This window comes from Paenibacillus sp. FSL R5-0517 (assembly GCF_037974355.1).
GTDB lineage: Bacteria > Bacillota > Bacilli > Paenibacillales > Paenibacillaceae > Paenibacillus.
The window spans coordinates 3,823,169-3,843,278 of sequence record NZ_CP150235.1 but is presented as its reverse complement, the minus strand read 5'-3'; the positions used below and the strand labels follow the sequence as shown (position 1 = coordinate 3,843,278).

Genomic DNA, 20,110 nt, shown 5'->3' with positions numbered 1-20,110 from the left:
TAAAAGATCAGTTTGATGCCTTTCACTGAAAAAGGTACAATAATACAACATGCTGAGGAATGGGAGTGCCATTCCTTTGCCTTTTTGCGAAGCAGAGAGCACAGGGATGTGCTCTCTCTTTGTTGATGAGGTGACCGGATCAAGGAGAACAGGAGGACGCATTGGATGAATTTAAATGAAGAACATGAAGTGCTGCTAAGTGAACAGCCTGCCCATCTGTGGAGACGGCGCAAGCTGGAGCTGATGCACTGGACGGAACGCGACAAACATACGGTTTCTGCGAAGAAAACGGAGATATGGAACGGTGTTGAAGTTGATGCCGAGCTCGTGAACGCATTGTCCATCCTTCAGAAGGCGGGGGTAACGACGGAATTTTCATGTGCAGGGGTGAGTCCGCTTGATGAACCTGTTGATCATTCCCTCTATGCTTATGTTACTCTGGTACAAAGTGAAGTTGCCGATCAATTCGTGCACTACGCGCTCCATCGGATGCGGAATCGACTACTCGTTACGCTAGAGGCCGAAAAAGGCCGCTATGATCTATCTTCTTTTTTCATTGGACACAATCGGAGCTTCTGCTGGTGGATGGAGCACTGTGCTTTACAGTTCGGAAGCCGAAACGAATCGAGTGAAAAAAGCGTAGTATAAAGGATAGGCTTGTTTATTTGAAGGTAAAGGAGGTATGACACGATTGAATAAATGGGTCAAAACGATACTTTTTCTATTAGGCTCCGTCTTTCTCACACGATTCATCCCATTCTCGTCCCTGTTCCGCAACCTGGATACGATGATCCACGAATTCGGCCATGCACTCATGACGTTAATATTGTCGGGTAAAGTGCTGCGGATTGAATTGTACGCTGATCATAGCGGTGTAACGTATTCATCCATGCTGACGCCAGGCAGATCTATATTGGTTTCTCTCGCAGGATATATCAGTGCATCCTTGTTCGCCTGGCTGTTGTTTTACTTATACCGCAAAGGCTTGCATATGTGGGGACTCGGGATTATGACGGCTGTCGCTCTGGTGTCGCTCCTGTTATATGTAAGAGGAGAGTTCGGCATGTTATGGCTGACCGGGTTCATCGTACTTAACGTTGTCATTATGATTTTCGGTGCCAAGATTGTGAAGTACTATTATCTACTACTGGCGTTTCTTACACTGGAAGAGTCTGTCGTTAGTGCCGTATACGTTGGACTGATGTCCTGGACTCAACCTTCTCGGGCAGGCGATGCCGCGAATCTCGCTCAGCAGACATTCCTTCCGGCGCTATTCTGGGGAACACTGTTTGCTTTGTTTGCACTGTGGTGCGCCAAAGGTGCGCTGACACTCTTTTTCCGCAAAGAAAGTACTTCGCGATCATCACGTTCTCGGGGATTACGAAGAGCGTAACGAATATGAAGATATACCAAGCAAAGAAGGCACCTCCTTTCTGCCTGAAGGGAGAGTGCCTTTTGCTGTTGGATTTACATCGGATATAGATCACACGGAATTTAATCTCCGAGATTTTCCCATAGCACATAAAAGTAATAAATCTCTTCCATAATCGCCTTATCATCCTCTGCCGCAACGCCGCCCTTGATCCGCGCAAGGGTGCCCAGAATATCATATATGGTTTCACGTTCCACACTGAACTGAATGCGGTTGACAATTTTATCCCAGGCCTTCATGGCGTAATTAACTTGAGACTTGGCTTCAGTCCATTTTTTACCCTCAACCTGTTTCTCTAATGTTTGTATAGATTCAAGCAAGCGATCATCGGTGCCAAATGGCTTTTTAAGAAAGGCTCCGCTAGCCATAATTGCAACGAACACAAGAATGAGGCAGATCGGAAGCACATATAACAGCCAGAAACGCGTTTTCATTCAACCGCCTCCTTGATGTAAAGAGTTTAGAAAGGCCCCTCATAATCGCCCATATCGATTTTATCGGTGATCTTGTCCTTGAACAGATCAACATACAATTTGTCATTGGGCAATATCGCGGCAAAAGCAATATCCTGTATCGTGATCTTTTGCTTTTTCAGCTGCTCGCTGAGCCAATTGATATCCTTGTTTCGTTCCTCCAGATTCTGCTTAATCAGAAGGCCGTCAATGATGATTTCTGTCATCAGCTTGCTCTTGGGCGGGTGCATATGCATGTCTTTTGCGGTTACAGGCTGATTCTCAGGTTTCAAAACGACGGAGAGGCTTCCATCCGGTTCAAGAATGGCATAGTCTAGCGTCGTGATATCAAATACATCTTTTTGCCTAAGCATCATGGTCAACTCGTCAAATTTAACTCGCATTTTGCTCAGGTTCTGTTCGAGAATTTTACCGTTCTGGATGATCAATGTGGGGTCAGAGTCCATTAGTTTGGAGATGGTACGATTCTTCAGTGTAATATACTGAAAGATGATCGTAATGATTGTGAAAATGGTCAAGGCCACAAAATGAATCCACGCTTTGGAGGAAAGATCAGTTGCAAACGTTCCCGCAATGGAGCCGATTGTGATGCCGTTAATGTAATCAAAATACGTTAAGTTACCCATTTGCTGTTTGCCCAGCACCCTTGTGTAGATGATGAGGGTCAGGAAGGCAATAATAGACCTTACTGCAACAACCCATGTTTCTTCCATCATATATGTATCACCTTCCTTTACTTCACTTCTCCAATTCTCTATGACAAGCATTTCCTAGGCTGGGTGATCTTATGCTTGAACGCAAAAAACCGACACATGGATAAGTATTCCAAGTATCGGTTTCAATAATGACCTATATGAGTTGAACTGAATCATTTACATGTAACGAAGATAAAAGAAAAAACTATGAAAAGGAAGCATTCGCTTTTATCGTTATACACCCGAGTACGCCATAAATCCACCATCTACCGGAATGACTGTGCCAGTGACAAAGCCGGACTGTCTTTCATCCGCAAGCCACATCAATGTGCCAAGCAGGTCTTCCGGTTTGCCAAAGCGGCGCATGGGTGTATGTGCAATAATTTTACTGGAACGCTCCGTAGGTGAGCCGTCTGGTTGCAGTAATAGATTACGGTTCTGCTCGGTCAGGAAAAACCCGGGTGCAATAGCATTGACACGAATACCGGATTCGGCCAGATGAACGGCAAGCCACTGCGTGAAGTTGTTAATTGCGGCCTTCGCAGCACTATACGCTGGAACTTTCGTCATGGGCGATGGAGCGCTCATGGAAGAAATGTTAATGACAGTGGCAGGAACATCGCGCTCTATCATATGTTTTGCAAAGATCTGAGTGGGGATGAGAGAACCGACAAAATTCAGATCCATCACCTGACGAAATCCCTCTACAGATACATCGAAAAACGTAGTGACATCACTCTGCGCCAGATCTTCCAATCTGAAAATTTCATTCGTGGTGTTGGCACTGGCGTTATTGCCACCGGCGCCATTAATAAGAATATCACAGGGTCCAAGTTGCTCCAGCACAGCATCTGCCGCCGCTTGCACGCTCTCAGCCTGGGTTACGTCACAGGCAACAGCAATCGCTCTGCCACCCGCAGCTTCAATTGTAGCTACAACTTCTTGTCCCTTGGACACGGTACGGTTCAGAATGGCTACGTTTGCACCATGTCGAGCGAGTTCTTCCGCCATGGAGCGGCATAATACCCCAGCACCTCCGGTGATTACAACTGTTCTGCCTTCGAGACGAGTTGAGCGTTCATATTGGTGTTCACTCATGCTTTTGCCCTCCTTTGCAGGGAATCCCAGACGCCCCAGAGATACATGATTCCCAAAGCCCGGTCATAGAGTCCATAGCCAGGTCGGCACTGTTCTCCCCAGAGATGACGACCGTGGTCGGGTCTTGCATAACCTTCATAACCGATATCGTGATAAGCCTCAACAACCCCCGCAATATCAACACTACCATCCTGACTGCGATGTGAAGTTTCGATAAAGTCGCCGTTTTCGTAGATTTTGACATTACGAATGTGGGCAAATGGAATCCGATCCTTGAACTCGTGTATCATGCCGATAATGTCATTATCCGCATTTGCTCCCAAAGAGCCACTGCATAGTGTCACACTGTTGTAAGGGCTATCATAAAGATTCAAATATTTCCGAACATTCTCCTGACTTATAATAATCTTCGGCAATCCAAAGATTGGCCAAGGCGGGTCATCCGGATGGATGGCCATTCGAATCCCCAGCCGTTCGGCTGTAGGCATAATCTCTTGCAGGAAATAACGTGCGTGCTCCCACATATGATCCTCGGTTACATCCTTGTAGGCTTCGAACAGACCTGTTAAATACTGCAATCGTTCCGGTTCCCAACCTGGCATGGTAAGTGCGGAGTTTTCCGTAATGCGTCGAACGAGTTCTAGAGGTTCTATATCTGCGAGTTTACTGTGCTCATAGAAGAGGGCAGTTGAACCATCCTCCATTTCCTTGTGCATATCCGTGCGAAGCCAGTCGAAGATCGGCATGAAGTTGTAACAGATGACCTTCACACCCACCTGAGCCAGTTTCTCCATCGTTTTAATATAGTTCGCAATGTATTTATCCCTTGATGGCAGACCCAACTTGATATCTTCGTGGATGTTCACACTCTCAACGACATCCAGATGTAACCCGGCCTTATCCGCTGCCGTTTTGACAGCGAGTATCTTGTCCATTGGCCATTCCTCGCCAGCAGGAACATCGTGCAGTGCCCACACAATACCTTCAACCCCCGGAATCTGCCGGATATGATCCAGCGTTACCGTATCATTGCCTTCGCCGAACCAGCGAAAAACCATTCTCATCACGTTCACCTCATCATGAATAGTAGTAAGAAAAATGCAGTCATTGAAAATAGGAAGGATATGTATCCTGCAGGACAGCCAAATCGGTAACAGTTAAATGCAAGTGTTCCTGCATCAGTCGCTCTGCTGTGTCGGCATCATGCTGTTGAATGGCCTTGACCATCGACAGGTGTTGTTCAATTAAATGATCCCACTGATGATCCGAGGACAGGCGTAACATGCGACTTCGATTCAAATGTACATTCATCTGCTGGATAACAGTCCAGATGTTGCTTTTATTGCAGCCTGCAAAAAGAGTGCTATGGAATTCCTCATCCAATTGAAACATTCGTTCATCATCCGGTTTGATCCTGCATTCCTGCTGCCACGCAAGGTTCTGTTCAAGAGCTACCATTTGTTCGTTTGGAAAGTTCTCGCAGGCGAGCCTGATTACGGCTCGTTCGAGCTGTTCACGCATGAACCGTGCTTCCTCAACGAGATCGACCTGAATCAGAGAGACGTATGTGCCACGCTGTGGATACACTTCCAGCAGACCTTCCTGAGCAAGTCTTACAAAACTCTCTCGAACAGGTGTCCGGCTTACCTGAAACTCCATTGAAATTTCCTTCTCAGAAATAGCTGTTCCTGGAGGCATTTTCAGACTTAAAATGAGTTGTTTCAGCGTGAAGTAAACGACATCTCGCGTTGAATAAGATTGTTTATTCATGGAGGACATGCTGCTCGCAACAGGTAACAAACCGGCTTTGGATGATAACTTCGGGGTATATTCCACAACTTCAACTCCTTCATTGACATACTACCATACTTGTATGGTAGTATGGAAGCGCTTTATCGGCATTATATTAAATTTAGTTGATGATTCACTTGCAGTTCAAGGAAATGCAGAGTACAATTCAGTTTATTAGGTTCGAATGTTTAAACCAACAGACGCAAATAACGGAGAAATTACACGTTGGAATATTGATAAAGAAATATACAGAAATCGTATAGAGGTGAAACCATGGGACAAAAAGCAATTAGCGTTTTTCAAACCTGTATCCCGTTATTTCAGGTGTTAAGTGACAATCACCGTCAAGCCATTTTGCTGACACTCACCGAGAAGGGCAGAATGACCGTGAATGAAATTACTGAGCAATCCAGTCTATCCCGGCCAGCCATATCTCATCATCTCAAGCTTTTGTTAGAGAAGGGGCTTATATCCGTGGAACAAAAGGGCACACAGCGATATTATTCGGCTTCATTGAATGCATCGGTGGAACTGCTGAAGGAACTGGTAGCTGCTTTGGAAGAAGAGTGCCTGTAGAGGAATAGTGCTGTAACATGCTTTTGCATGTACCTAATAGGTTCGTAAGTTTAAACTCTTAATCAAAACTAAACAGAGGAGTATGTATATATGACAACGACTATGCAGGAAGTAACCAGTCAGGAAGTTGAACTGATTTTGGAGCAGCAACGACAATTCTTTCATTCCGGGGCCACACGATCAGCAGAAGCTCGAATTGCCCGTCTGACCCAACTCAAGCAGGCGATTCAAAAGTATGAGACCAGACTGACAGAAGCTCTACATCAGGATTTGGGCAAAAGCGAGTTCGAATCCTACACGACCGAGATTGGATTTATGATGGACAGCATTACACACACCATTCGTAAAGTGAAAAAATGGGTGAAACCCGTTAAAGTGAAAACGCAAATGGCACTCTTGGGGTCCAAAAGTGTTATTATACCTGAACCCTATGGAGCCGTTCTGATCATCGGACCATTCAATTATCCATTTCAACTCTTAATTGAACCATTGGTAGGGGCGATTGCGGCAGGCAACACAGCCGTGCTCAAAGCGTCAGAGAATACACCGGCAGTGTCCGCTGTTGTAAGAGAAATGATTGCGAGTGTGTTCGAACCGGCATACGTACAAGTGCTTGAAGGTGCCAAAGACACAACGACAGCGCTGATTAATGCGCCATTTGACTATATCTTTTTTACAGGCAGTGTACCGGTAGGCAAGATTGTGATGGAGGCAGCTGCCAAAAATCTCGTTCCCGTTACGTTAGAACTGGGAGGCAAGAGTCCGGTCATCGTTGATGAACAGGCGGATATCAAAGTAGCTGCGCAGCGCATTATATGGGGCAAACTGCTCAATACAGGACAGACCTGTATCGCACCCGATTATTTGCTCGTGCATGAGCGCGTGAAGGAACCGTTAATTACGGAGATGAAAGCAGCGATCGTATCCTTCTTTGGGTCGGATATCCAGCACAACAAGGACTATGGGCGGATCGTGAACAAGGGTCATTTTAAACGTCTGACGACGTTGATCGAACGGGATCAGGCCAAAGTGATATATGGTGGCGCATCGGATGAGGAAGACCGTTTCATTGAACCTACATTAATTGATGCTGAATCCTGGGATGCAGCGACGATGGAAGATGAGATTTTTGGACCGATTCTGCCGATCATTAGCTATAGTAAGCTTGATGAAGCCATTGTGGAAATCGTAAAGCGGCCGAAACCACTCGCCTTGTATCTGTTCACTTCCGACACACAGATTCAGGACAAGGTGCTGCGGGAAGTTTCTTTTGGAGGTGGCTGCATTAACGATACGATCACACATGTTGCGAATCCGCGTCTGCCGTTTGGCGGTGTTGGTCATTCCGGTGTTGGTTCATATCATGGAAAGTACAGCTTCGAAACGTTCTCCCATCTCAAAAGTGTACTGAAAAAAAGCACCAAACTGAATCTGCCGATTCTGTATCCACCTTATGATAACAAGCTGAAGCTGATTAAACGTTTGTTGAAATAAATAAGAAAGACAAAAAGCCTGCTACTGGATTTCACTCCAGAGCAGGCTTTTCCTGTCGGTAACGGGATGGTGACATGCCGGACCAGCGCTTGAATTGACGACTGAAATGGGCAATATCCTTGTAACCAAGCATGACGGCAATATTCTGAACGGATAGCTTCGGATTGCCCAGAAGTAGCTTCGCTTCATGCAAAACCAACTGGGACAATACAGCACGGGGAGACTGACCAAATACCTGCTTGAACACGCGATTACAGTGAGAAGAACTGATACCCAGCTCGGCTGCAATATCATCAATGCCATAGTGACCACTCGATTCGTGTCCCTGTTTGAATTGCTGACTCATCAGGCCCTGCAGTCGATTGCGAATCTGGTGGGCGAGTTCGATCTTTTCATGTCCGTCGGTAAACCATTGTGCTGCCTCTTGCGAGACCGCCTCCCACAGATGACCAAATAATTCGAATACCGCAGATTGCAACTGCATACGCTGCACCATCGTATTAGCAGTTTCATCATCCGCAGATGACATCAATTTGTGTAAAACCGGCTCAATCTGCTGTGTAACCGGACTATCCGCGCTGAATCGTATTTGCTTGATGCGTGCCAACAACGATAGGAACAACTGATCATCAATATCAAAGTGCATACAAAAATACGTGAATCCCTTGCCGTTATGGCTCTGACTGGAATGAATGCTTCCCGGTGGAATCAGGAGCAGTTCGCCAGCCTTTTGAATATATAGGGTACCGTTCACCATCATCCTTTGCTCGCCTTCGGTAACATAATTCAGTTCATATTGAGGGTGCTCATGCGCCGGATAATCCCAGTCCGTACCAACTCTTCGTAAATGAATGGCGAACAGATTGACCGTTGTTTGCACATCTGGATAAAAAACTTCATGGACACTTTCTCCCAAAGCAGGAGGCAAGAACGTTGACGACATGGAAGATCCCCCTTTTATAGAGATTGTTCAAAAAAGCGCTTTTGATTACGTACGTATTTCAAATGGAATGCTTTTGTGTAACCGCTTTAATCCATTATAGTCTATCAGCTTGATTTGGGTAAATATCAGATTGATTTGATCATGGTCTGTGGTGGAACCACATGTTAGGATGGGGCTAATGAAAACGTATGCAAACTATTTTGAGAGGGGTTATGATTCGTGAGCACATCGAAATCCATCTTTTATAACGCACATCACGCACCGATTGGTGCTTTTGCGAGTTTTACACTGGGATATAAAGGAGCCAAAGGCGGGCTGGGTCTTGAGCTCGGCAAACCGGCAGACCAGAATGTATATATTGGATTACAATCTCGCGATGGAGAGAATTATCAGGCGCTTCCTTTTTATGAAGCTTCCGAGGATGAGAGCAGCCGTTATGATGTAGAGAAGTTGGAAAATGGTGACACGGCGCTGACCACAGCGTCTAAAGTTCCGCAACCTCTGATTGCGGCTTTTCGTGATGAAGAGATTACCCGTGAATTCACCTCAGGTACAGATACATGGACTGCAGGAGATCTGACATTTTGTATCTACTCGCCTGTACGTCCAGTACCTGATCCAACGAGTGGAGATCGTGAAGCCTTAATGGATGCACTCGTACCTGCCGTGTTGGTCGAGATGACGATTGACAATACGCAAGGTCAGCAAGCACGTAAAGCCTATTTTGGCTATCAGGGCAATGATCCGTACTCTGCAATGCGTCTAATTGGGGGACCTGAGGGCGGCTCCATCACAGGTGTGGGACAAGGTCGACTTACAGCGATTATGTCGGCAGATGACGGACTGTGGCCAGCACGCGGATTCACGCTGGAGAAGCTCTTGCAGGAGAAACATCGGGATAATCTGGCATTTGGACTTGGCTCAACCGCTGCACTACTGATGGAGGTGCCGGCTGGAGAGAAACGTACGTATCAATTCGCCGTATGTTTCTATCGCGGGGGCATTGTGACAACTGGAATGGACACAACGTATTGGTATACGCGCTACTTCTCCGATATTCAGGCAACAGGAGCGTATGCACTCCAACGATTCAGTGAGTTGACCGCATCCTGTGGAGAGGTTGAACAGCGCCTTGGAACGGCTGCTTTGACCGAAGATCAATCATTCATGCTTGCTCATTCCATTCACAGTTATTATGCCAGTACTCAATTGCTGGATGCCGATGGCGAGCCACTCTGGGTGGTGAACGAAGGGGAGTATCGGATGATGAACACACTTGATCTGACGGCCGATCAGTTGTACTTCGAGCTTGCCTTGAATCCATGGACGGTGCGTAATGAGCTGGAGTGGTTTGTCAAACGATACAGTTATACCGATCAGGTTCGTTTCCCGGGGGAAGAAAAGTTACATCCGGGCGGAATAACCTTTACCCATGATATGGGTGTTGCCAACGTGTTCTCACGCCCCGGACACTCGGCATATGAACTGGTTGGCATTGACGACTGCTTTTCACAGATGAGCCACGAGGAACTGGTGAACTGGCTCTGCTGCGCGACCGTATACATTGAACAGACACAGGATCAAGCATTTGTGAAAAACATGCTGCCTGTTATCCAAAATTGCTTCGAAAGTATGCTTAATCGTGACCATCCTATCGCGGAGCAGCGTAACGGTCTGATGGGCCTAGATAGCAGCCGTACCCAAGGTGGAGCGGAAATTACAACTTATGACAGCCTTGATGTGTCACTGGGTCAGTCGCGCAATAATATCTATCTGGCGGGTAAATGTTGGGCGGTCTATGTTGCATTGGAGAAGCTGTTCGCAACGGAGAAGTTGGCGGATCTGTCACATCAAGCGGGGCTTCAGGCGGATCGCTGCGCAGCCAGTATTGCTGCACAGTTGACGGATGGCGGCTACATTCCAGCTGTTATTGCAGAAAATAATGATTCCCGAATCATTCCGGCGATTGAAGGTCTGGTATTCCCTTACTTTACAGGCTGTGAAGCAGCATTGGATATCAATGGTCGTTTTGGACCTTATCTGAAAGCACTCCAAACTCATCTGAAGACGGTTCTTGTACCAGGAACATGCCTGTTCGAAGATGGAGGCTGGAAACTGTCCTCAACAAGCAATAACTCGTGGCTGAGCAAAATCTATCTGTCCCAGTTCATCGCTAGAGAGCTGCTGGATGTGGAATGGAATGAGACAGGCAAGGCAGCAGACGCGGCTCATGTCAACTGGCTGTTGCATCCGGAGGAATCGTACTGGTGCTGGAGTGATCAGATCCTGTCTGGTGTAGCGGTTGGCAGCAAGTACTATCCGCGTGGTGTAACGTCGATTCTATGGCTACTCGAAGGAAAAGGGAATCACCTTGCACAGATCTATGCTACCAAGGAGGCGGTACAATGAACCAATCTATCGTTCAATCTACTTTGTCAGGTCCACAGTATGATGCATGGCTGGGGTATCACTCCGAATTGCCAAAAGCGAATGGAATTGCCCGTAAGAAGGCTCCTGCGTGGAGCAAGCTGATACTGGCGGAAGAGAAGCATGGAGTAATCACAACAGCGCTGACCGAACTTTCACGGGGACTGGAGAAGCTGTATGGCGTGAAACCGACAGTCAGTCAGCTGTCTGATGCTCAGCAAAGTGAGCGGCACAATCACGATTCCGAGCCCGCCATACGAATCGGTACTTGGACAGGGAGCGATTCGGTGGCTGCGTCGTTCAGTGAGACAGAGCGTTCTGCTGTTCAAGGAGAAGGGTACATCATTCGTGAAAGCGAGGGTGTGCTGGTCATTGGTTCAGAGACTCCCCAAGGATTATTGTATGGTGCATTCCATCTGCTTCGGGAACTGACAATGGATCAAGGAAGTGCAAGTGAGGCGGATGGCGCTGTGAGTAAATGGAGCTTCATTACAGAGCAGCCTACCAATGCGCTACGGATGATCAATCAGTGGGATAACGTGGACGGCAGCATTGAACGTGGATACGCAGGAGACTCCATTTTCTATGATAACGGGGAATTCACACTGGACTTGGACCGCATCAGGGACTACGCACGTTTACTCGCTTCGACAGGCATCAATGCCATATCGATCAATAATGTCAATGTACACCGCCGTGAGAGCTTGTTTTTGACGGAACGTTACCTTAGCGATGTGGCGAAGGTTGCTGCTGAATTCAGAGCGTATGGTATTCGATTGTTCCTGAGCGCCAACTACGCGAGTCCAATCGAGATTGGCGGGTTACGTACAGCAGATCCGCTGGATGCGCAGGTACGGGAATGGTGGAACATTCAAACGGCCAAGGTGTACGCAGCCATTCCGGATTTTGGCGGTTACCTGATCAAGGCAGACTCCGAGAATCGTCCGGGACCGTTCACGTATAACCGTGATCATGCTGATGGTGCAAACATGCTGGCGGAAGCCCTTCGACCATTCGGTGGATTGGTGATATGGCGTTGCTTCGTCTATAACTGCAAGCAGGACTGGCGGGATCGTTCCACTGACCGTGCACGTGCAGCATATGACCACTTTACGCCGTTGGACGGGCGTTTTGCCGAAAATGTCATTTTGCAGATCAAGAATGGGCCGATGGACTTTCAGGTGAGGGAGGCGGTATCCCCACTGTTCGGAGCCATGGAACATACGAATCAGGTGATTGAATTCCAGATCACACAGGAGTATACCGGACAACAGCGTCATCTCTGTTATCTGGTTCCCCAGTGGAAAGAAGTATTGGACTTTGACACCTACGCCAAAGGCAAAGGTTCAGAGATCAAGAGAATCGCGGATGGTTCTCTGTATAAACGACCTCACAGCGGCTTCGCGGCAGTCTCCAACATTGGTGCTGATGCCTGTTGGACAGGACACCCACTCGCGCAGGCGAATCTGTATGGATACGGGAGACTTGCGTGGAATCCGGAGCTGTCGGCAGAAGAGATTGCCGATGAGTGGGTGAGACTCACATTTGGACATGAAGACGAAGTCGTGCGGAAGGTTACGGATATGCTTTTGACTTCACTAGATATCTATGAGAATTATACGGCGCCTCTCGGTGTGGGTTGGATGGTTAATCCCGAACATCATTATGGACCGAATGTAGATGGATACGAGTATTCCAAATGGGGGACGTATCACTTTGCCGATTGTCATGGCATTGGTGTAGATCGAACCGTGAAGAGCGGTACAGGATACACCTCACAGTATCACCCTGAGAATGCGGATCGCTATGAGTCCTTGGACACCTGTCCGGATGAGTTGATCTTATTTTTCCATCACGTGCCATATACCCATGTTCTGCATTCTGGTAAAACGGTCATTCAGCATATTTATGATACACATTTTGAAGGTGTTGCACAGGCAGAGGCATTAGCTGAGACATGGAGACAGCTTGAGGGCCATATCGACCCGGTTATTTTCAGCAAAGTTGCTTCATTACAGGATAACCAGGCCGAACATGCCAAGGAATGGCGGGACATGATCAATACGTATTTCTATCGCAAGAGCGGTATTGCGGATGAACAAGGTCGAACAATCTATTGATTGGTGATGTAAAGAGGGAAGATACCTTGTTTTCTTTGATGTAGAATAGACAGCATGGACATACCTGAGGAGGAGATACGTATGGGACAACATCAACTGCCCGAGAACATGAAGGCCGCAGTCATGACAAAGCCAGGACATATTATTATTGAGGAACAACCCGTTCCCCAACCAGAAGCGGATGAGGTGTTAATCCAGGTGATGGCTGTCGGGGTGTGCGGCTCGGATGTGCATTATTTCGAACATGGGCGCATAGGCAGATTTGTCGTGGAAAAACCGATCATTCTGGGTCATGAGTGTGCGGGGATCATTGCTGCTGTGGGCTCGAACGTATCACGTTTGAAAACAGGGGATCGGGTTGCTATTGAGCCTGGGGTGACTTGCGGACGTTGCACGGCATGCAAGGAAGGTCGCTATAACCTGTGTCCGGATGTACAATTTCTGGCGACCCCTCCCGTGGATGGCGCATTTGTACAATACATGGTGATGCGTGAAGATATGGTATTCCCGATTCCAGATCATCTGTCTTATGAAGAAGCAGCAATGAACGAGCCATTCTCCGTTGGGATTCACGCTGCACGCCGGAGCAAATTGGCTCCGGGTACAACCCTGGCGATTATGGGCATGGGTCCAGTTGGACTCATGGCTGTGGCTGCTGCCAAATCTTTCGGTGTAGAGAAGATCATTGTAACGGATCTGGAAGAAGTTAGGCTAGAAGCGGCACGCCGCATGGGTGCCACTCATGCCATTAATGTGCGGAATGAAGATGCGCTGGCTGTGATTCGCGAGTTAACAGGTGGTGTGGGTGTCGATACCGCATGGGAAACAGCGGGCAATCCAAAGGCGCTACAATCTGCTCTGTATTCCCTTCGACGTGGAGGTAAACTTGCGATTGTGGGTCTGCCTGCACAGGATGAGATTGCACTCAATGTTCCATTTATTGCGGACAATGAAGTTGATATCTATGGCATATTCCGTTATGCCAACACGTATCCGGCAGGGATCGAGTTCCTGAGCTCCGGCCAGCATGACGTAATGTCCCTGATTACAGATCGTTATTCACTCGAAGAGACACAGCAGGCGATGGAACGTGCATTACACAATAAGAGCGGTAGTCTGAAGGTCATGGTATATCCGAACGGCAGATAGGCACAACTTGAGAGAGTCCGGCAGTTCAGGACTCTTTTTTTGTTTTTTTCACAAAATTAAGGGATAGACAAGCTCCCATAACATGGTATAATTCATGAAGATTTTAATATATAAAAGGATACACACCATCATGGTGAATAAGTACCTTGAATAAGTACCTAGCGAAAGGAAATGAAAGTTGTGAGAGTACATGAATTTATGATTCACGCTGATTTTCATCGGGATGATCTGATGTCGGTATCTTCTCAAGCGTCACGTTTTTCCTCGGATATTATTTTGTCGTATATGGAGTCTGAGCATGAGCATCGTGTAGATGTCAAAAGCCTGCTTGGAATGGCGTTACTACCCATTCGATATGGTAGTGTTGTCAGATTACAGACAAGGGGCAGGGATGAACTGGAGGCTTTGGAGTACATGCTGAATGTACTGGAGAAAGGGACGGCGTAACACCTGATCAGGTGCAAAATCACAGATATCATATTTTTTTTGGCTATTCCTCAAATCCTGCTGGTACTTTGTCCAAAAAAAGAGTATAATAAAATTTAGTTTGATTCTAAAGAAGTACCCATATTAAAGGAGTGTAAATAGATTATGCCAAAAGTTGACATCCATCCAAAGACACAAATCGTAATTTTTTACGATGCAAGTGCTGATTACAAATTCCTGAGTTCTTCCACGAAGTCCTCTAACGAAACTATGGAATGGGAAGATGGTAACTCTTACCCGGTAATCCGTGTGGACACTAGCTCCGCATCCCACCCGTTCTTCACTGGTAAACAAAGAAACGTGGATATCGGTGGTCGTGTTGATAAATTTAACCGTAAATACAACATCAACAAATAAGTTTGTCCATACATTACAAGAAAACCTCGGGGTTCGTCCTGAGGTTTTTTTGTGTACATATTCAGGGTAAAACCTTGTGATTTTTAATTAATATTTGTAACTATATAAATTGAACTAAACATTTACACAAAACGGAGAGGACAGAAAGAACCTGAATAAGCGTAGCGTTCGCCTACAAGCTTTCTGCAAGAAAGCTACATCGGAAGCATAAGCTATCCCCGGATTTACCCCTTTTATAGAAGGAATCAAAAAAATCTGGGGATAACAGCGATCGGAAGGTTGTTCTGTCATCAAAGTGACCAGTGTAAATATTCTGTAGTTCAATTTATATAGAGATAACCATCTGATTAAAAATTAATTCAACCAATTATTGCGCTTACAACACATTCGGATGTACACTAGAAAACAGAGCAAGAACATATGAAGGAGGAAATAGAGATGAGCAGCATCACACATATGGTAACGTTTACACTATACGCAGGTAAAGATACACCGGAGGCAGAAGCCTTTTTGAAGGAAAGTTCGGATGCACTGGCAGCCATTCCTGGGGTAGAGCAATTTCGGGTTCTGAGACAGGTAAGTGAGAAGAATGAGTTTGACTACAGCTTCTCGATGGTCTTCGCGGATCAGGCTGCGTATGATGCATACAACAATCACCCGGTTCACCGTCAATATGTAGAAGAGCGTTGGGAAAAGGAAGTCAGTCGCTTCCAGGAAATTGATCTGATCCAGCATAATCATTAATATTCTCTACATATAGGGAAGCAAGCTGACTTACCATATACAGCATTGTACAATGCTGTATTCTTCTCTTCATAATGCGTGATTGTAGAGATAATACAACACTTCCCGAAACCGTTTTCGTTAAAATAAATTAAAGGAGGTTTTCGCTGTTATGCAATTGGATCTCACAGGAAAAACGGCTCTTGTTACAGGCGCAACCGGACAACTGGGGAGAGTCATCGCACGCACGTTGGCCAACTGTGGCGCCAATCTGGCTTTACATTACATTAATAATGATACCAAAGCTCGGGAGCTCCAGGGTGAGATTGAAGCACTTGGTCGTAAGGCTGTAATTGTACAGGGAGATATTACGAAGCAGGATACGGCATTTCGGATTCGTGATGAAATTCAGCCTGTCCTCGGCGGAGTGGATATCGTCGTTGCCAATGCGGTCATTCAATATGAATGGACAACGGTGTTGGAACAGTCTCCTGAAGATTATTTGAGTCAGTTCGAGTCCTGTGTTATGCAGAGTGTGTATCTTGCCAAAGCTTTCATTCCACATATGCAAAACGTCAAAGCAGGTCGCTTTATTGGCATTAATACCGAATGTGCGATGCAAAACTTCGCTCACCAATCGGCCTACACCGCTGGTAAGCGTGGAATGGATGGCGTATATCGCGTGCTAGCCAAGGAAGTTGGCGAGTATCAGATTACCGTAAACCAGGTTGCACCTGGATGGACAATCAGTGAACGTGATCGCTCCAGTGAGCCTGGACACGATGAAGCATACACGCGTACCGTGCCACTGAAGCGCAGGGGTGAAGATCAGGAAATTGCCAATGCAGTTGCTTTTCTCGCTTCGGATCTGTCCTCATTTATCACAGGTGCCTATATCCCGGTAAGTGGTGGAAATGTGATGCCTGCCATCTAAATACGAATAAGAGTTCAACCTTAATGAGGGTGTCCCATAAGTCATGAATATGGCGGGGGCATCCTCTTTGCTTTGTTTTTTTTGTAATGAACCTGACACACGTTATTCGCCCCCATTTGCCGAGATCTGAGATCTAACGAATCACAGAGACGTTATTTCGTCGATTCACTTGATTTTTTAGGTGTAGAAGCCCGTTTATGACTATATAGCGTTGCTGGGGTTCGTTAAATCTTGCAACTGATGATAATCTTCCTTTTAAGGTGCAGTAGGTTCGTCGGCGTTCGTTAGTCATTGGAGAGAAGCGGTATTCTTTTTGAAAAGCCTAATTTTTTGGAATTTTGCTAACAATGAAACAACCGTTATAAGGTGCTTAATTATTCATATATCCAGATATACATATGATTTGGTTCGGTTTTCAGCAGATTGGGGTATAAGAATAGGTATATTACCCGAGTGGAAACATAATCAAAATGAGCTATCAAAGGAGACCCATCACTTATGAAAAAAACAGTCGCGGACGTTCTGGTTGAATCCTTATTGAACGCTGGCATCAAACGAATATATGGCATTGTTGGAGACTCTTTGAATGCGGTGCTTGACTCCATCCGTCGTTCAGGCAAGATCGAGTGGATTCATGTGCGGCATGAGGAAGTGGCTGCTTTTGCTGCCGGGGCAGACGCTGAGGTCAGTGGAAGTATCGCTGTCTGCGCAGGTAGCAGCGGTCCGGGTAACATGCATCTGATTAACGGTCTGTACGATTGTCATCGCAATCGTGTGCCTGTACTCGCCATCGCTGCACATATCCCAAGTGACGAGATTGGTAGCGAATATTTTCAGGCGACTCATCCGGAGTATCTGTTTCAGGAATGCAGTGATTATTGTGAAGTGATTACAACAGCAAAACAGATGCCTCGTTCCCTTACGATGGCGATCCAGACAGCAGTCGCACGTTCAGGTGTATCTGTCGTTGTATTGCCGGGGGATGTAGCTGGACTTGAGGCGGCGGACCTACCTGTGCCTGAACATGTGTATCATGCGACCAACCCTGTGGTCCATCCTTCTGAGCCGGAACTCATGAAATTGGCGGAATATCTGAATCAAGGCAAAAAAATTACATTGTTGTGCGGTGCAGGCTGCGCGGGCGCTCGTGAACCCCTGATGCAGCTCTGTGATCGGTTGAAATCCCCCATGGTTATTGCGCTAAGAGGCAAGGAATATCTGGAGTATGACAACCCCTATTCCGTCGGTCTTACCGGCCTGATCGGGTATTCATCCGGTTATCATGCCATGATGGACTGTGATGTATTATTGATGCTGGGAACGGATTTCCCATATCGTCAATTCTATCCCGAAGATGCAAAAGTACTTCAGGTCGACATACAATCTTCCCATCTCGGCCGTCGTACGAAGCTGGATTACGGCGTGTGTGGGGATGTAAAATCGACCATTGAAACCTTGCTTCCATATCTAACAGAAGAACACAGTGACAAACATTTGCGTAAAAGTGTGGATCGTTATGTGAAAGTACGTAAAGAACTGGACGAGCTGGCTGTTGGAAAACCGGGTAAAAAGCCCATCCATCCGCAGTACCTGACCAAGGTCATTAGTGATGCCGCCGCAGAGAATGCCATCTTCACATGTGATGTCGGTACACCGACAGTATGGGCAGCCCGTTATATTGAGATGAGCCGCAACCGCAGACTGCTCGGTTCATTTAGTCACGGTACGATGGCCAATGCGCTGCCACAAGCGATTGGTGCCCAGGTCGCTGATCCCGGCAGACAAGTCATCTCGTTGTCGGGTGATGGTGGTATTACGATGCTGATGGGTGATCTGTTGACATTGAAACAGCATAATCTGCCGATCAAGGTTGTGGTGTTTAATAATGGAGCACTTGGTTTTGTTGAGCTAGAGATGAAGGCTGCCGGATTCCTGGAGTCGGGAACAGAGCTTGTCAATCCGAACTTTGCGATGGTTGCCCAGGCGATGGGCATGGAAGGCATTCGCGTTGAAGATCCGGCTGAACTGGAAGGGGCTGTACAGCGTGCACTTCAGCATGATGGTCCTGTACTGATTGATGTCGTGGTGAATCGTCAGGAATTGTCCTTACCTCCGAAAATTGAGTTCAAACAGGCAGAAGGATTCACCTTATGGATGATGAAAGCCGTGCTGAACGGACGCGGTGACGAGATCATTGAATTGGCAAAAACCAATTTGCTGAGATAGGCGTTACGTTAAAGTGGATATGCACGTTTGAAGGTGTGGAACCACTAATTTTAATAGGGTTATTTATGTAATAAAGAGAGCATGCAACAAGACATTCTAGTTGCGTGCTCCTTCCATGAAATGATGAAAATGTGACATGTCATATAATATGGATACATATTATATGATTTGTTTTTATGTCGAAAGTCTATTAGAATAGGTAAAGTCAGGAAGGTTTTATGCCATTTTTGACCTACATATGGCATCATTGCATGTACGTACGTTTCATATCGTATTCATCGATCCAATCACAAGATGACACACACACATGGAGGAGATCAACATGAGTCACGCAGGAAAAGTAGCCATTATCACTGGAGCAGGGAGTGGATTGGGCCAAGCAGCAGCGCTAAAGCTGGCTGAGAAAGGCGCATCCATTGTCGTTGTGGATCTTGTCGAAGAGACAGGTCGTGAAACGGTTAAGCAGATTGAGAAGCTGGGAAGTAAAGCTATTTTTGTACAAGCAGATGTGAGTAAAGCACCTGAAGTTGAGAATTATGTAAAAAAAGCAGTCGAAGAGTTCGGACGAATCGACATGTTCTTTAATAATGCAGGTATTGCGGGTCCTGGGATCAAGCTGATTGAACATACGATCGAGCAGTTTGACCAAATTATTGATATTAACCTGAGAAGTGTGTTCTACGGGTTGAAGTATGTGATTACGGAAATGCTCAAGACAGGTGGGGGTTCCATTCTGAATACAGCCTCCACAGCCGGTATTGTTGGTGTACCCGCGGTTGCACCTTACGCAGCAACCAAACATGGCGTGGTCGGCTTGACCCGCACAGCTGCAATTGAATATGGCAAGGACAATATTCGTGTGAACGCGATTGCGCCAGGCACGATTGAGACACCGATGGTTGTTCAGTTTGGTAAAGATAATCCTGAAGTGTTCAAAGCAACGGTGGACAGCATTCCATCTGGACGCCTTGGCAGACCGGAAGAGATCGCGAACCTGGTTTCCTTCCTTCTGGGAGATGAAGCGCCATATATCAATGGTGCAGTATACCCGATCGATGGTGCAGTAACAGCTCAATAAGCGTTAAGCTTATCGGTAATAAAATAGTTTTTAAGATGGTCAAAGAGAGGTCACTGTATGTGTACAGTGCCTCTCTTTTTGATTCCTCTTTTATGCTACGAATGGTAT

General features: G+C 46.5%; 19 protein-coding genes. 13 read left to right on the top strand and 6 right to left on the bottom strand.

Annotated features, from left to right (window positions below):
• The first annotated feature begins 165 nt into the window (after window positions 1–165).
• Entirely contained in the window at window positions 166–648 is a 483-nt protein-coding gene (locus tag MKX40_RS16870; protein WP_339234228.1) for a hypothetical protein, read from the top strand.
• Between the two features lie 43 nt (window positions 649–691).
• The gene (locus tag MKX40_RS16865) at window positions 692–1,393 is read left to right on the top strand and encodes a M50 family metallopeptidase (RefSeq protein WP_339234226.1); all 702 of its coding nucleotides are present in this window, start codon (window positions 692–694) and stop codon (window positions 1,391–1,393) included.
• Window positions 1,394–1,494: 101 nt separating this feature from the next.
• Here the strand turns inward: MKX40_RS16865 and MKX40_RS16860 are convergent, their stop codons facing one another.
• The 5 genes from MKX40_RS16860 to MKX40_RS16840 all read right to left on the bottom strand — a co-directional run bounded on the left by MKX40_RS16860 (window position 1,495) and on the right by MKX40_RS16840 (window position 5,477).
• A complete protein-coding gene (locus MKX40_RS16860) occupies window positions 1,495–1,866 on the bottom strand; it encodes a DUF4363 family protein (protein ID WP_339234225.1) in 372 nt (123 codons plus the stop codon).
• 26 nt (window positions 1,867–1,892) lie between these two features.
• Window positions 1,893–2,621 carry a DUF421 domain-containing protein gene (locus tag MKX40_RS16855; protein ID WP_339234224.1) on the bottom strand — a complete coding sequence of 243 codons (729 nt, stop codon included), beginning with the start codon at window positions 2,619–2,621 and terminating at the stop codon, window positions 1,893–1,895.
• 213 nt (window positions 2,622–2,834) lie between these two features.
• Window positions 2,835–3,698 carry an SDR family oxidoreductase gene (locus MKX40_RS16850; RefSeq protein WP_150366785.1) on the bottom strand — a complete coding sequence of 288 codons (864 nt, stop codon included), beginning with the start codon at window positions 3,696–3,698 and terminating at the stop codon, window positions 2,835–2,837.
• Complete coding sequence (uxuA, locus tag MKX40_RS16845; RefSeq protein ID WP_339234221.1) at window positions 3,695–4,762, bottom strand: mannonate dehydratase; 1,068 nt, start codon at window positions 4,760–4,762, stop codon at window positions 3,695–3,697. Before uxuA ends, MKX40_RS16850 begins: the two co-directional genes overlap by 4 nt.
• A 40-nt stretch (window positions 4,763–4,802) precedes the next feature.
• Window positions 4,803–5,477, bottom strand: a complete 675-nt coding sequence (locus tag MKX40_RS16840; RefSeq protein WP_339243107.1) for a GntR family transcriptional regulator — start codon at window positions 5,475–5,477, stop codon at window positions 4,803–4,805.
• Window positions 5,478–5,762: 285 nt separating this feature from the next.
• Between MKX40_RS16840 and MKX40_RS16835 the strand changes: the two genes are divergently transcribed.
• Together MKX40_RS16835 and MKX40_RS16830 are read left to right on the top strand one after the other, a co-directional pair.
• Window positions 5,763–6,065, top strand: coding sequence for a metalloregulator ArsR/SmtB family transcription factor (locus MKX40_RS16835; protein ID WP_076331658.1), 303 nt, complete (start codon window positions 5,763–5,765; stop codon window positions 6,063–6,065).
• A gap of 90 nt (window positions 6,066–6,155) precedes the next feature.
• On the top strand, window positions 6,156–7,559 hold the full coding sequence (locus MKX40_RS16830; protein ID WP_339234218.1) for an aldehyde dehydrogenase: 1,404 nt from the start codon (window positions 6,156–6,158) through the stop codon (window positions 7,557–7,559).
• 31 nt (window positions 7,560–7,590) lie between these two features.
• Here MKX40_RS16830 and MKX40_RS16825 read toward each other — a convergent pair whose 3' ends face one another.
• The gene (locus MKX40_RS16825; protein ID WP_339234216.1) at window positions 7,591–8,502 is read right to left on the bottom strand and encodes an AraC family transcriptional regulator; all 912 of its coding nucleotides are present in this window, start codon (window positions 8,500–8,502) and stop codon (window positions 7,591–7,593) included.
• 219 nt (window positions 8,503–8,721) lie between these two features.
• On the opposite strand from MKX40_RS16825, the gene MKX40_RS16820 reads away from it, so the two are divergent.
• The 9 genes from MKX40_RS16820 (at window position 8,722) to MKX40_RS16780 (ending at window position 20,002) form a co-directional block, all read left to right on the top strand.
• A complete protein-coding gene (locus tag MKX40_RS16820) occupies window positions 8,722–10,911 on the top strand; it encodes a glycoside hydrolase family 52 protein (RefSeq protein WP_339234214.1) in 2,190 nt (729 codons plus the stop codon).
• Entirely contained in the window at window positions 10,908–13,049 is a 2,142-nt protein-coding gene (locus MKX40_RS16815) for an alpha-glucuronidase family glycosyl hydrolase (RefSeq protein ID WP_339234212.1), read from the top strand. The genes MKX40_RS16820 and MKX40_RS16815 overlap by 4 nt, the downstream gene beginning before the upstream one ends.
• Window positions 13,050–13,130: 81 nt before the next feature.
• Window positions 13,131–14,198: an NAD(P)-dependent alcohol dehydrogenase gene (locus MKX40_RS16810; protein WP_339234209.1), complete on the top strand. Its 1,068-nt coding sequence runs from the start codon at window positions 13,131–13,133 to the stop codon at window positions 14,196–14,198.
• Between the two features lie 171 nt (window positions 14,199–14,369).
• Window positions 14,370–14,645, top strand: coding sequence for an HPr family phosphocarrier protein (locus MKX40_RS16805; RefSeq protein ID WP_339234207.1), 276 nt, complete (start codon window positions 14,370–14,372; stop codon window positions 14,643–14,645).
• Window positions 14,646–14,789: 144 nt separating this feature from the next.
• Window positions 14,790–15,041 (top strand): type B 50S ribosomal protein L31, encoded by a 252-nt coding sequence (locus MKX40_RS16800; protein WP_278294759.1) that lies wholly within the window; start codon window positions 14,790–14,792, stop codon window positions 15,039–15,041.
• A gap of 438 nt (window positions 15,042–15,479) precedes the next feature.
• The gene (locus tag MKX40_RS16795) at window positions 15,480–15,785 is read left to right on the top strand and encodes a Dabb family protein (protein ID WP_339234203.1); all 306 of its coding nucleotides are present in this window, start codon (window positions 15,480–15,482) and stop codon (window positions 15,783–15,785) included.
• 151 nt (window positions 15,786–15,936) lie between these two features.
• Window positions 15,937–16,698 (top strand): SDR family oxidoreductase, encoded by a 762-nt coding sequence (locus MKX40_RS16790; RefSeq protein ID WP_339234201.1) that lies wholly within the window; start codon window positions 15,937–15,939, stop codon window positions 16,696–16,698.
• A gap of 498 nt (window positions 16,699–17,196) precedes the next feature.
• A complete protein-coding gene (gene poxB / locus MKX40_RS16785; RefSeq protein WP_339234198.1) occupies window positions 17,197–18,924 on the top strand; it encodes a ubiquinone-dependent pyruvate dehydrogenase in 1,728 nt (575 codons plus the stop codon).
• 322 nt (window positions 18,925–19,246) lie between these two features.
• Window positions 19,247–20,002 (top strand): SDR family NAD(P)-dependent oxidoreductase, encoded by a 756-nt coding sequence (locus MKX40_RS16780; RefSeq protein ID WP_278294762.1) that lies wholly within the window; start codon window positions 19,247–19,249, stop codon window positions 20,000–20,002.
• Window positions 20,003–20,110: the final 108 nt, after the last annotated feature.